The organism is Pseudomonas sp. NPDC089407, from assembly GCF_044900445.1.
Classification (GTDB): Bacteria; Pseudomonadota; Gammaproteobacteria; order Pseudomonadales; family Pseudomonadaceae; genus Aquipseudomonas.
In genome coordinates, this window is record NZ_JBJDNB010000032.1 from 57,975 (window position 1) to 70,234 (window position 12,260).

At 63.6% G+C, this 12,260-nt stretch carries 11 protein-coding genes and 1 pseudogene; 5 read left to right on the forward strand and 7 right to left on the reverse strand.

Features of this window, described 5'->3' with window-relative positions:
• Positions 1-6 precede the first annotated feature (6 nt).
• The 6 genes from ACI2KG_RS22265 to ACI2KG_RS22290 all read right to left on the reverse strand — a co-directional run bounded on the left by ACI2KG_RS22265 (position 7) and on the right by ACI2KG_RS22290 (position 6,951).
• Positions 7-294 carry a hypothetical protein gene (locus tag ACI2KG_RS22265; protein ID WP_400618089.1) on the reverse strand — a complete coding sequence of 96 codons (288 nt, stop codon included), beginning with the start codon at positions 292-294 and terminating at the stop codon, positions 7-9.
• Positions 295-463: 169 nt separating this feature from the next.
• Complete coding sequence (alkB, locus tag ACI2KG_RS22270; protein WP_404663332.1) at positions 464-1,111, reverse strand: DNA oxidative demethylase AlkB; 648 nt, start codon at positions 1,109-1,111, stop codon at positions 464-466.
• A gap of 296 nt (positions 1,112-1,407) precedes the next feature.
• Positions 1,408-2,853, reverse strand: coding sequence for a curlin (locus ACI2KG_RS22275; protein ID WP_404663318.1), 1,446 nt, complete (start codon positions 2,851-2,853; stop codon positions 1,408-1,410).
• Between the two features lie 16 nt (positions 2,854-2,869).
• Positions 2,870-3,343, reverse strand: a complete 474-nt coding sequence (locus tag ACI2KG_RS22280) for a curlin (protein ID WP_404663319.1) — start codon at positions 3,341-3,343, stop codon at positions 2,870-2,872.
• A 15-nt stretch (positions 3,344-3,358) separates the two neighbouring features.
• Positions 3,359-5,590: an Ig-like domain-containing protein gene (locus ACI2KG_RS22285; protein ID WP_404663320.1), complete on the reverse strand. Its 2,232-nt coding sequence runs from the start codon at positions 5,588-5,590 to the stop codon at positions 3,359-3,361.
• Positions 5,591-5,622: 32 nt separating this feature from the next.
• A complete protein-coding gene (locus tag ACI2KG_RS22290; protein WP_400618098.1) occupies positions 5,623-6,951 on the reverse strand; it encodes a hypothetical protein in 1,329 nt (442 codons plus the stop codon).
• Positions 6,952-7,268: 317 nt separating this feature from the next.
• On the opposite strand from ACI2KG_RS22290, the gene ACI2KG_RS22295 reads away from it, so the two are divergent.
• Entirely contained in the window at positions 7,269-7,388 is a 120-nt protein-coding gene (locus ACI2KG_RS22295) for an OprD family outer membrane porin (RefSeq protein ID WP_404663333.1), read from the forward strand.
• 157 nt (positions 7,389-7,545) lie between these two features.
• On the opposite strand, the pseudogene ACI2KG_RS22300 reads toward ACI2KG_RS22295, so the two are convergent.
• Positions 7,546-7,635: pseudogene (locus tag ACI2KG_RS22300) on the reverse strand (PAP2 family protein); the annotation flags it as partial.
• 44 nt (positions 7,636-7,679) lie between these two features.
• Between ACI2KG_RS22300 and ACI2KG_RS22305 the strand changes: the two are divergent.
• From ACI2KG_RS22305 to ACI2KG_RS22320, 4 genes are read left to right on the forward strand one after another with little or no spacing between them, the layout of a single operon-like run.
• Entirely contained in the window at positions 7,680-7,877 is a 198-nt protein-coding gene (locus ACI2KG_RS22305) for a hypothetical protein (RefSeq protein WP_404663321.1), read from the forward strand.
• Complete coding sequence (locus ACI2KG_RS22310; protein WP_404663322.1) at positions 7,870-8,610, forward strand: gluconate 2-dehydrogenase subunit 3 family protein; 741 nt, start codon at positions 7,870-7,872, stop codon at positions 8,608-8,610. Before ACI2KG_RS22305 ends, ACI2KG_RS22310 begins: the two co-directional genes overlap by 8 nt.
• Before the next feature lie 3 nt (positions 8,611-8,613).
• Complete coding sequence (locus ACI2KG_RS22315; RefSeq protein WP_404663323.1) at positions 8,614-10,398, forward strand: GMC family oxidoreductase; 1,785 nt, start codon at positions 8,614-8,616, stop codon at positions 10,396-10,398.
• A 12-nt stretch (positions 10,399-10,410) separates the two neighbouring features.
• The gene (locus ACI2KG_RS22320; protein ID WP_404663324.1) at positions 10,411-11,658 is read left to right on the forward strand and encodes a c-type cytochrome; all 1,248 of its coding nucleotides are present in this window, start codon (positions 10,411-10,413) and stop codon (positions 11,656-11,658) included.
• The last annotated feature ends 602 nt before the right edge of the window (positions 11,659-12,260 follow it).

The window sequence follows — 12,260 nt, forward strand, 5'->3', positions numbered from 1 at the left end:
ATCGGCTTACTGCAGCTCCACCAACAAGTTCAGGCCGCCGTCGCCGCACTTGCCCTGGTCACGCACCACGCCATGGTAGCTGCGCCCGTCCCACATGAACGCCACGCTATGGGCGCGGTCAACCTTGTCGGGCAATGGCGGGCAAATATGCAGGCGCAGTGCCGGGCGGCCTTGCAGGTTGAGTGGGGCCAACTGGCACTGGCACTCGACGCTTTGCGCCACCGGGCCGAACAGGGTGTCGCGTACGTAATCGAGCTGCAGCGAGGCATTGGGCGCGCGGCCGGGCATCTTCATCGGTGCACAGCTCCGTGGCGAAGGCTTGTAGGGCAGGGCGGGTTGGGCATGGCTGGCTCCTGGCAAGGGACGGTGCGACTTATTATTTGAAGCTTGCCTGAGCAAGATGTTCAACGTGTTTCATGTACGTTCATCAAAAGCGCACCAGCGCAGCGATTCCTGGCAATGATCAGGCGCCGGCCTTGCGCAAGGTCAGGTTGATCCGTCGTTCACCCAGGCGCGGATGCACGCCGGGCTTGATGGGCTGCACGCCATGGAAGCGCAAGCGGTCTTCGCCACCCCAGACCAGCACATCGCCGTGGCTGAGCGGGATACGTTGGGCCTTGTCGGCGCGCTGCAGGCCGCCGAACAGAAATACCGCCGGCAGGCCCAGCGATACCGACACGATCGGCTGGCTGAAATCCTGCTCGTCGCGGTCCTGGTGCAGGCTCAGGCGGGTGCCGGGCAGATAATGGTTGACCAGGCAGGCATCCGGGACGAAGCCGTCGAAACCGGCCATGGCGGCGGCGCGGGCGGCCAGGGTGAGCAGTACGGGGGGCAGGGCGGGCCAGGGGCGGCCGCTGAGCGGGTCATAGGGGCTGTAGCGGTAGCCCTGTTCGTCGCTGACCCAACCCAGTGCGCCGCAGTTGCTCAGGCCTACCGCCATGCGCAGGCCACCTGGCGTGTGCATGTGCCGAAACGGCGCAGCGCGCAGCACTGGGCGCAGGGCATCGAGCAGCGGTTCGATCTCGGCCAGGGCGAAGCCGGGCAGCAGCACGGTATGGCTGGCCAGGCGTTGCGGCTGGGGGCCGAACAGGTCGAGGTCGGACTGGATCATGGGCTGGGTATCGCACTGTGGATGGTTCATTGTAGTGCGCTTGGCAGGGATTTGACGCGGTTCTCTGTGGGAGCCGCGCTTGCCGGCGATGGGCTGCGAAGCAGCCCCAATGCAGGCGACACCATTCTGACGGATTATAATTGACTTGACACTTTGGGGCCGCTGCGCAACCCATCGCCGGCAAGCGCGGCTCCCACACTGTGCGCAGAGGCCAGTAAAACAAACAGGAAACGGTGCAGAATAAAAAGGAACCGCGGTACCAGGGAGAGGAGCACCGCGGTTCAAGGGGGAGACGCTTACTTCTGGGTCACAGTGGCCAGGTTCGTGCTGCCCAGCTGGGTGATGGTGGCGGTTTGGGCTATACCGCTCTGGTCGACGATCGCCCTGTTGCCCTGGCCTCCCTGGGTCACGTAGGCGACGTTCATGCTGTCAACTTGCTTGATGTTGGCGTCGTTGCCGCCCCCGTACAGCTGGTTGGTGATGCTCTGGTTGCTGTAGCCGGACTGGTCCAGGGTAATGGAGTTGCCGGTGCCCTGGCTGTTGCCGTAGGCGTAGTTGTCGGTACCGCGCTGGTCGGCGATCAGGATGTTGTCGGTGCCGTTCTGTTCGAAGTACAGCTCGTTGTTACTGTCGGCCTGCTTGGTCTGCATCTGGTTGCCAGTGCCTTTCTGGTTCAGCGTGGCAAGCTGGTTTTCCCCGTTCTGGGTCAGGTTGACGCCGTTGCCGTTGCCGTCCTGGTTGATGGTGGCTTTCTGGTTGGTACCGAACTGGCCGCCCATCTTGGCGCCTTTCCAGTTGCTGGCGGTGATGGTGTTGCCATTGCCTTTGGTGTTGATGGTGAGGTTGAGGTTCTCACCGTTCTGGTAGGTGAAATGCAGGTTGTTGTTACCCGTCTGGCTGATGGTGGTGTTCGAGTTGTTGGTCTCAAACTGGTCTGACCAGCTGGCGTTGGCCTTGCCCTGTTGCGACAGGCTGACTTTGTTACCGCTGCCGAAACTCTGGTCGATCATGCCTTCGTTGAGCTGGCCGGACTGGGTCACGGTTGCCTGGCTGCCAATCTGGGTGTCCTGCCACACTTCCACCGAGTTGCCGGTGCCGTACTGGCCGATGCCGATGGTGCCGCCGGTGCCATCACGCTGGTCGCCGTAGGCGAAGTTGTCTCGGCCGTCCTGATAGACCTGGATGTCGCCGTCGACGTGGTTCAGGTGTTCGGCAGCCGCATAGTTGCCCTGGCCGGCCTGGTTGATGGTGCTCTTGTTGTTGAGGCCGCCGAAAGTCTGCTCGATGAAGGCTTCGTTGCGTTGGCCGGATTGCAAGGTGGTGGCCTTGCTGCCGTCCTGGCCGTCCTGCCACACGGTCGATTTGTTTTCGCTGCCCTGTTGGGTTTGCTCAGCCTGGTTGTTGATGCCCAGCGACTGGCTGGCGAAGGCATCGTTGTAAGAGCCGCCGGCCTGCTGGGTAATCTGGCTGCCGTTCTCGAACAACTGCTCGGCGTAGCCGGCGTTGTACGAACCGGTCGCGGTCTGCTTGATATCGCTGGTGCTTTCGGCCTGCACCGCCAGGTGGTTGTGGCCCTTGCCGGTCTGGTTTTGGGTGGCCGAGGCAAAGGGCGCCAGGGTCTGGCTGACTTCGGCGATGTTTTCCTTACCGTCCTGGGTCTGGGACGAGGTGCTGTCTGCAGCCATGGCCTGACCTGCGAGGGCCAGGACGATAGCGGCACTTAAGGGAGCGAGCTTGTACATGGTGGTGCCTCCAGGTCTATCGGTATTGGGTGATCTGAACATGCTGGCCATTGCCAGCCTGGGTCACGGAGCTATTGAGGCCCGTGCCGGACTGCACGATGCTGGCGCTGTTGTCGTTGCCGATCTGCTCGATGGCTGCACGGTTGCTGCTGCCGCTTTGGCGGATCGATGCGCTGTTGCCATTTCCCTGCTGGCTGATGCTGGCCATCAGGTCACTGCCTTCTTGCAGGATGGACGCCTCCTGCGCGCCACCGGCCTGGACGATACGGCCCAGCAGGGCCTGGCCGTTCTGGTCGAGCGCGGCGCGGTTGCCCGAACCTTGCTGCTCGATCACCGCAGCCTGGCCGGCGCCGGCCGGGAGCAGGCGGATGATCACCGGGTCACCGAGGTCGTTGCCGGGCGCGAGGTCGGCATTGTCCATCAGGTCGTCGGCCCAACTGGCCTGGCCCACCAGGGCCAGGCTGAGCAGCAAGGAGTACAGGCATTTCATGGCGTTACCCCGCCTTTACTGCACGACCACGTTGACGGTGCGGGTGGTACCCGGGCTGGTGGTGATGGTCGCCGTCGGCGCGGCGGTCGGGATCACCGTGGTGCTGTTGCTGACTGCCAGGCGCCAGCGGCCCGTCACCGGTACAGTCGCGGTGCCCAGTGTCTGCACCCCGGTGGTGGTGGTTACCCTGACGGTGACGACGTTGCCGGTGGTGACCGAGGAGGTACCGCTGATGTCCCAGTTGTAACGGTTGTTGGAGCGCGCCGTGACCGTGGCTGCGGTGACCGCGAAGGTTTCGGCGGCAGGCCGTGGCGACACATTGACGGTGACCGTGCTTGGGGTGGACAGCGCCCCCAGCGAGTCACGTGCCTGGTAGGTGAAGGTGGTGGTGAACGCCGCGGTTACCGTGGCCGGTGCGGTGTAGGTCACGGTGGCGCCGTCGGTGCTGACGGTGCCGCGCCCGGCAGCCGGCTGGGTGACGGCGGCCACGCTCAGCGGCACGTTGCCTTCCGGGTCGGTGTCGTTGGCCAGCACGTTGATGGTCAATGGCACGGCCAGGGTGGCGACGGTTTCCGGGTTGGCGGTTGGTGACTGGTTAGGCGCGACGTTGATGGTGACCGTGGCCGGTTCCGACTTCAGGCCCTTGGCATCCATCGCCCGGTAGCTGAAGGTGGCCACCAGCGGTTGCGTGGCCCCGGCTGGTGGGGTGTAGGTTACCGAGGTGGAGCCATTGAGCACTACGCCGCCAAGGCCGGTGCCGGGTTGGGTCAGGTCGCTGATGGTCAGCGGCACGTTGCCGTCCGGGTCGCTGTCGTTCTGCAGCAGGTTGAGGGTGATCGGCACACCGACGCTGGTGCTGCCGATATCGGCCTGGGCCAGCGGTGGCTGGTTGGCCGCCTCGACCGGGGCGTTGCCGACGACGATCACCGGTTCGACATCGCTGCCGCCATGGGCGGACTTGATGGTGACGCTGGCCGGTGGCTGCAGCACGTCATTGACCGTCAGCGATTGCACCGTGCCAGACTTCGACATGCGGCCATAGCCTTGGGCGAGCAGGTCGGGGATTGCCACCTCGTCGCTGGAGCTGGCCTCGATAAGCAGGCGCTTGTTGGCCCAGTCATAACGTGCAGTGCTGACCTTGACCACGTCGGTCAGCTTGCTCGACAGTGCGGTCGGCTGGGTGCCGCCGGTAGCGTTGCTGGCAGTTACTACCACTACCGCTGGCGGCGCGTCCTGGGAAAATTGTTGATGGAAGAACAGCCCGTTATTGTCGGCGGTCAGGGTGAACTGGCACGGCGACGGCGGGGTGCCAACCAAAGCCAAGCCATTGCGCAGGCACAGGCTGGCGTCTTTGGGCGCCTTGGCGAACACTTCCGTGCGGGTGCCACTGCCATTGCGCGAGTAGGTTGCCCGTTCGAGAGTGGCCGGGGTTTGCGCACGTTGGTCAAGCACTTTGCCCGAAACGCTGAAGACACTGGTCTCGATGGCACCGGGCGGGCCTTCGATGCGCACGAAGTTGGTATTGAACGGGCTACCGGTAACCGCTTCGGTAATATTCGGGTCGCCGATAAAGGTTTCGGTGGCGCCCGTGTCCGGATTGACCTCTTTGTAGGGCCCGGCAACGCCTTTAAGCCAAGGCCCGATGGCGCCAGTCAAGGCGCCACTGAAGTTGCCGGGGGCACCTATGCCGATATCACGGGTAATGTTGATCGCCCGGCGGCCTGCAGTGGTGACGTTGACCGTTTCCACCCCATAGGGGTGAGTGATGGTGTAGGTACCTGTGCGCGGTACCGAAGCGCGGATACGGATACGCGCGAAGCTCTGCTGGTCGCCGTCTACCGGGTTTTCTGCAGCGAAGGCTGCCTCCACACCGGCCACATAGACTTCCAGCTCGTAGCCACTGTTGCCTACCTGCGGAATCGTGGTTTCGGCGAGGAACCAGAACATCTCTGGTGGCCAGTTGTCAGGAAACACCAGCGGCAGTGCATCGTCATAGATGCCGGGCTCGGGCAACAAGGTGCACATATAAGCCGGCGCCCCTGGCGCGCCTGGGGCACGGGTACTGGTCGCCCTGGACTGGCACAGCTCCAGGGACTGATCGAGGCTGTCCTTATACCACATTGGATAACCGCCAGTGGCGAAGGTATAAGGCCCTGGGTCGACATCAGACAGCGCGGCAAACGCGGCGCTGGTTACGGTGAGGGAGAAACCGGCGGCCAACAGCGCACGGCGCGACCAAGTGTTCATGCTGCCTCCTTGAAGGCTGAGCCTTTGTCTGTTCATGGCACCAGCACCACGTCTTCGGTGTCGCTACCACCGTTGGCACTGGTGACCTGCACCTTGGCCGGCGGGATGGGCGAGAGGGTCATGCTCAACGTTTTCACGGCGCCGTTGCCGCCCAGGTTGCCGATCAACGCACCATTGCCGGTGTGCGCGGTGAGCACGGGCGGTGAGGTTTCGTCGCTGGTGCTGGCCACCAAGGTCAGCTCGCCGGTGGACAGGCGGTACTGCGCCTGGGTGATGGTGACCAGGTCGGTCAGCGGCAGGTTGCTGGTGGTCAGGCTGCTGGTGGGGATCGCCACGCTGTTGTCGGCGGTCAGGGTAACGAGGGTGCCAGCCGCCGGGTTGAGCGCCGACTGGGCGTACCAGGCGCCGGTGCCATTGGCCTCGGTGAGGTTCAGGTTGGGCGTCTGGCTGGTCAGGGTGACGCTGGCCGGTGGTGGCGGGGCCATCACGAAGATGTCTTGCTGCGCCCGCAGGTCGCCGTTTTCGCTGTGCCGCGAATAGGTACTGCGCTGTGGCATCAGGGGGGTTGGCAGGGCGACGGTCGAGAGCTTGCCCGAGATCGCGAACAGCTCGGTGCGCAGGTCGATGCCGCCAGGGCCTTCGATACGCACGAAGTTGGTGTTGAACGGGCTGCCGGTTACCCGCTCTTCGAGGTTCGGGTCGCCGATGAAACGTTCGTTGCCTTCGGTGTACGGCCCGTTGACACTGCGCAGGAACGGCCCGACATCACCCTTGAGCGCGCCGCTGAAGTCGCCGGCGCCGGCAATGCCGATGTCGCGGGTCATGTTGATTGCCCGGCGCCCGGCGGCAGGTACGTCGAACACTTCGACGCCGTAGGGGTGGGTGACCACGTAGGTACCGGCGGTTGGCACATCGACCCGGATGCGTACGCGGGCGAAGCTGACCTGGTCGCCTTCGACCGGTTCTTCTGCGGCGAATGCCGCTTCGATTGCCGTGCCGTAGCTTAGATCGATGCCACGGGCGGCGTCGACGATAGCGGCGTCGGCCGTGAACCAGAAGGCTTCGTCAGGGAAGTTGGTGGGGAACACGATGGGTTGTGTGTCGTCGAACACGCCGGGCGTTGGCAGCAGCGTGCACATGTACGATGGCGCGCCGGGTGCGCCGGCGACCCGTGAGCTGACGGCCTTGGTCAGGCACAGGTCGAGGGTACGACCGTGACTGTCCTGGTACCAGGCTGGGAAACCGCCGTTAGCGGGGACGTAAGCGCCTGGATCGACAGCATTCAAGGCAGCCTGCGCCGGTAGCTGGAGCATGCCGGCGAAAATTGCCACTGCCAGCGGGTGGGGTATCGGTCGGTGCATGAGTCAATTCCTCCTGCAAACGGGCCCATGGACTTGGGGCGTCTGGGAGGTAATCGGCAAGAGCTGTGCCAACCGCTGAAAATTCTGCTGCGGGCCTTGTGGGACGAGGGGTTCAGTTTCTGAGTGGGGCGTTTACCCGGTCGTTGCTGGTGGGCAGCGTTCCCCCAAGGTTGGGGGAATGGGGTGGGTCGTTCCGGCCCAACCTGTGGGTGCGGGTTTACCCGCGAAGAAGGCGATGCCACCGCCAAAGGCCGGGCTTTGGCGGGCGAGACGGGGAAGGGCGTGAATGGCAGCGCACTACGGATATCACCTATGTGGTGCAGTCCGGGCCGCTGAAGAATGTTTCGCTGCGCTGGCGCAATGCGAGCATGCGCTCGAACTTTGCCGATGCGGCGGCTGAGAACCGGGTGATCGTGGGGTATACGATCCAGTTTTAACCCCAACGCTGCCCCCTGTAGGAGCGGCCTTGCGTCGCGATGGGCTGCGCAGCAGCCCCGGATTTCAACGTCAACCTTGAAAATGTTGGGGCCGCTATGCGGCCCGATCGCGACACAAGGCCGCTCCTACAAGGGCAGGTGCAGGCACAGGGCTGCATTCTGTGAGGTCGAACGCCATGAACACGATGGCGGCCATTAGTAGGGGCAGCAGCAGGTTGTTGCGGTAGAAGGTGGCGCGGGAGGGCATGTTCAGAGTTCCGGGCTGGCCCCCGAATGTGAAAAAAAGCCTGAATGGATGGCCGCCTGGAGCTGGCTCGCCCGCAACTGAATGGCAAACAAGTCAACTATGAAACCGGTTTCAAAACATTTCTGAACGCGTTAGATTATTCGGCTGTCTTCTTGATGGCCCATCAAGATCATCCCTACATGGAAAACCAGATGGCGCTTATCAAGGCCACCCCAAAGCCGATGAGGATTCACCATGGCTGAGCATGCCCCAGACAACCCGCGCAGGGACTTCTTGCGCAAGACCCTGACCTTGATCCGGGTCGTGACCGTTGCCAGCACCGGGCTTGGGGCAGGGGCCAGCCAGCTGCTGGCTGCCCCACAGCAGGCGCCGAATGTGCCGGCCACACCACCGGCGGGCAACTACCAGCCAACGTTCTTCAGTGCCGAAGAGTGGGCCTTCGTGCAGGCGGCCGTGTCCCGCATCATTCCGGCAGATGCGCTTGGCCCCGGTGCACTTGAAGCTGGCGCCGCCGAATTCATCGACCGGCAGATGAACACTCCCTACGCGACCGGCGCGCAATGGTACATGCAAGGCCCGTTCAACGCCGACGCCGCGCCAGAGCTGGGCTACCAGTTGCAGCTCAGCCCGCAACAAATCTACCGCCTGGGCATCGCAGCCGTGGACGGCTGGTGCAAAGCCAACGGCGGGCAAGTTTTTGCCGCGCAAGATAGCGCTACCCGGGACCGTATCCTCAGCAAAGTCGAAGCGGGAGAGCTGGTGTTCGACACGGTGCCGGCCAAGGTGTTTTTCAGCCTGCTGGTGCAGAACACCCGTGAAGGGTTCTTCTGCGACCCGATCCATGGTGGCAACAAAGGCATGGTCGGCTGGACCCAAATCGGCTTCCCCGGCGCCCGCGCCGATTTCATGGACTGGGTCGAGCGCAACGAGCCTTACCCGTTTCCTGCGGTATCGATTCGCGGCGAGAGGGCCTAAGGCATGGCGACTGTGTTGAACAAAGTGGATGCCGTGATCGTCGGTTTCGGCTGGGCCGGCGCGATCATGGCCAAGGAGCTGAGCGAAGCCGGCCTGCAGGTGGTGGCGCTGGAGCGCGGGCCGATGCAGGACACCTACCCAGAAGGCAGTTACCCGCAGGTCATCGACGAGCTGACGTATAGCGTGCGCAAGAAGCTGTTCGTCGATGTGTCGAAAGAAACCGTCACCATCCGCCATAGCGTGAACGACGTGGCACTGCCCAATCGCCAGCTGGGTGCCTTCCTGCCCGGCAAGGGCGTGGGCGGTGCGGGCCTGCACTGGTCGGGTGTGCACTTCCGGGTCGACCCGGTCGAGTTGCGCCTGCGCAGCCATTACGAAGAGCGCTACGGGCGCAAGTTCATCCCCGAAGGCATGACCATCCAGGACTTCGGCGTCAGCTACGAAGAGCTGGAACCGTATTTTGATTTTGCCGAAAAAGTCTTCGGCACCTCTGGCCAGGCGTGGACAGTCAAGGGTCAGGTGGTCGGTGAAGGGAAGGGCGGCAACCCCTATGCACCAGACCGTTCCAACCCGTTCCCGCTGCCCGCGCAGAAGAACGTGGTCTCGGCCAGGCTATTCGAAAAGGCCGCCAGCAGCCTGGGCTACAAGCCTTACAACCTGCCGTCGGCCAATACCTCAGGGCCTTACACCAACCCTTATGGGGCGCAGATGGGGCCGTGCAACTTCTGTGGGTTCTGCAGCGGCTACGTGTGCTACATGTACTCCAAGGCCTCGCCAAATGTGAACATCCTGCCGGCGCTGCGCCAGGTGCCGAATTTCGAGCTGCGGCCCAACGCCCACGTACTGCGCGTGAACCTGGACGACAGCAAGCGCAAGGCCACCGGGGTGACCTACATCGATGCCCAGGGGCGCGAAGTGGAACAGCCGGCGGATCTGGTGATCCTTTCTGCGTTCCAGTTCAACAACGTGCGCCTGATGCTGCTCTCCGGCATTGGCAAACCGTATGACCCGGTGAGCAACGAGGGGGTGGTCGGGCGCAATTTCGCCTACCAGAACATGGGCACGGTCAAGGCGTTCTTCGACAAGAACACCTACACCAACAACTTCATCGGTGCCGGTGGCAACGGCATTGCCATTGATGACTTCAACGCCGACAACTTCGACCACGGCCCGCACGGCTTCGTCGGTGGCTCCCCGATGTGGGTGAACCAGGCCGGCACCCGGCCGATTGCCGGCACCGGGAACCCGCCGGGCACCCCGGCCTGGGGCAGTGCCTGGAAGAAAGCCACGGCCGACTATTACACCCATCAGGTATCGATGGACGCCCACGGCGCGCACCAGTCCTACCGGGGCAATTATCTCGACCTCGACCCGACCTACCGCGACGCCTACGGCCAGCCGCTGTTGCGCATGACCTTCGACTGGCAGGAAAACGACATCAGGATGAACCAGTTCATGGTCGACAAGCTCAGCAAGATTGCCCAGGCAATGAACCCGAAGAGCATTGCCGTACTGGGCAAGCAGGTGAAGGACCACTTCAACACTGCCACCTACCAGACCACGCACCTGAACGGCGGCGCGATCATGGGCACCGATCCGAAAACCAGTGCGCTGAACCGCTACCTGCAAAGCTGGGACGTGCACAACGTGTTCGTTCCGGGGGCTTCGGCGTTCCCCCAAGGCCTGGGGTACAACCCAACCGGGCTGGTGGCGGCGCTGACCTACTGGTCGGCCCGTGCCATTCGCGAGCAGTACCTGAAAAACCCCGGCCCGCTGGTCCAGGCTTGAGGAGCGATGAACATGAAGACAATGTTGATCGCAACCCTGTTGCTGGGTGCCGGTACGGCTGCGCAGGCGGCCAGCCAGGACGATGCGCAGGTGCGCCAGGGCGAATACCTGGCCCGTGCCGGTGACTGTGTGGCCTGTCATACCGCCAAGGGCGGCAAGGCCTTTGCCGGTGGCCTGCCGATGGAAACGCCAATCGGCACCGTGTACTCCACCAACATCACCCCGGCGGCCAGCGGCATCGGCCACTACAGCTTCGAAGACTTCGACCGGGCCGTGCGCAAAGGCATTGGCAAGGACGGCAGCACCCTGTACCCGGCCATGCCTTACCCGTCGTACGCACGGGTCAACGAGCAGGACATGCAGGCGCTGTACGCCTATTTCATGAAAGGCGTGGAGCCGGTCGAGCAGCCGAACAAGGCCACTGACATCCCTTGGCCGCTGAGCATGCGCTGGCCGTTGTCGATCTGGCGTGGCCTGTTCGCCCCAGAGGCCAAGCCCTGGCAGGCTTCAGCGGCAGCGGACCCCGCGGTGAACCGCGGCGCGTATCTGGTCGAAGGCCTGGGGCATTGTGGCGCCTGCCATACGCCGCGGGCGCTGACGATGCAGGAGAAGGCGCTCAGCCCTGCTGATGGCGAGCAGTTCCTGGCTGGCAGCGCACCGCTGGAAGGCTGGATTGCCAAGAACCTGCGGGGTGACCACAAGGACGGCCTGGGCAGCTGGAGCGAAGCGCAGCTGGTGCAGTTTCTAAAGACCGGGCGCAGCGATCGCAGTGCGGTGTTCGGCGGCATGAGCGATGTGGTCGAGCACAGCCTGCAGCACCTGACCGATGCCGACCTGACCGCGATCGCCCGTTACCTGAAGACCCTGCCGCCGAGCAACCCGGATGACCAGCCGCATGTGTACGACAAGCAGGTGGCGGATGCGCTGTGGAAGGGCGACGACAGCAAGCCTGGCGCGGCGGTGTACATCGACAACTGTGCAGCCTGCCACCGTACCGATGGCCAGGGCTACACCCGCGTGTTCCCGGCGCTGGCCGGTAACCCGGTGGTGCAGACAGCGGACGCTACGTCGTTGATCCACGTGGTACTTGCGGGCGGCACGGTCCCGGCGACGCACACGGCGCCGTCGAACTTCACCATGCCAGCGTTTGGCTGGCGCTTGAGTGACCAGGAGGTGGCTGAGGTGGTGAACTTCATCCGGACCAGTTGGGGTAATCAGGGTGAAGCTGTTTCGGCCAGTGATGTGAAATCGCTGCGCTAACCGCACTTAACTCATTGACTTAGCGGGACTTGTGGGAGCGGGCTTGTCCCGCGAACACCGGCAGCGCCGGTGCCATGCACTGCGTCGCCTGCTTCGCGGGACAAGCCCGCTCCCACAGAGTGCGCACGCTCCCAGGCTGGACTCGATCCATTGTAGGAGCGGGTTTACCCGCGAATGCGTCGGCACATGCGCCATCGCATTCGCGGGTAAATGTGGGAGCCGCGCTTGCCGGCGATGGGCTGCGAAGCAGCCCCAATGGAGGCAGCGTCATTCTGACGGATTGTAATTGACCTGAGACTTTGGGGCCGCTGCGCAGCCCATCGCCGGCAAGCGCGGCTCCCACACCGAATACAGTGGCCTTGCGGGCAAAGTTCTCTGCGCGACACGCAGCCCGGAGGGGCTGGGTCATCTCCCACAGAATCGCAGCGTTAACCCCACGCTCCCAGGCTGGACTCGAACAATTGTAGGAGCGGGTTTACCCGCGAATGCGTCGGCACATAAGCCGTCGCATTCGCGGGTAAATGTGGGAGCCGCGCTTGCCGGCGATGGGCTGCGAAGCAGCCCCAATGGAGGCAGCGTCATTCTGACGGATTGTAATTGAC

What these genes read in the sequence shown, in the direction of transcription:
- ACI2KG_RS22290 (WP_400618098.1), bottom strand. Translation starts at nt 6,951, where the DNA reads ATGCACCGACCGATACCCCACCCGCTGGCAGTGGCAATTTTCGCCGGC.
- ACI2KG_RS22285 (WP_404663320.1), bottom strand. Translation starts at nt 5,590, where the DNA reads ATGAACACTTGGTCGCGCCGTGCGCTGTTGGCCGCCGGTTTCTCCCTC.
- ACI2KG_RS22310 (WP_404663322.1), top strand. Translation starts at nt 7,870, where the DNA reads ATGGCTGAGCATGCCCCAGACAACCCGCGCAGGGACTTCTTGCGCAAG.
- ACI2KG_RS22280 (WP_404663319.1), bottom strand. Translation starts at nt 3,343, where the DNA reads ATGAAATGCCTGTACTCCTTGCTGCTCAGCCTGGCCCTGGTGGGCCAG.
- ACI2KG_RS22315 (WP_404663323.1), top strand. Translation starts at nt 8,614, where the DNA reads ATGGCGACTGTGTTGAACAAAGTGGATGCCGTGATCGTCGGTTTCGGC.
- alkB (WP_404663332.1), bottom strand. Translation starts at nt 1,111, where the DNA reads ATGATCCAGTCCGACCTCGACCTGTTCGGCCCCCAGCCGCAACGCCTG.
- ACI2KG_RS22265 (WP_400618089.1), bottom strand. Translation starts at nt 294, where the DNA reads ATGAAGATGCCCGGCCGCGCGCCCAATGCCTCGCTGCAGCTCGATTAC.
- ACI2KG_RS22275 (WP_404663318.1), bottom strand. Translation starts at nt 2,853, where the DNA reads ATGTACAAGCTCGCTCCCTTAAGTGCCGCTATCGTCCTGGCCCTCGCA.
- ACI2KG_RS22305 (WP_404663321.1), top strand. Translation starts at nt 7,680, where the DNA reads ATGGATGGCCGCCTGGAGCTGGCTCGCCCGCAACTGAATGGCAAACAA.
- ACI2KG_RS22320 (WP_404663324.1), top strand. Translation starts at nt 10,411, where the DNA reads ATGAAGACAATGTTGATCGCAACCCTGTTGCTGGGTGCCGGTACGGCT.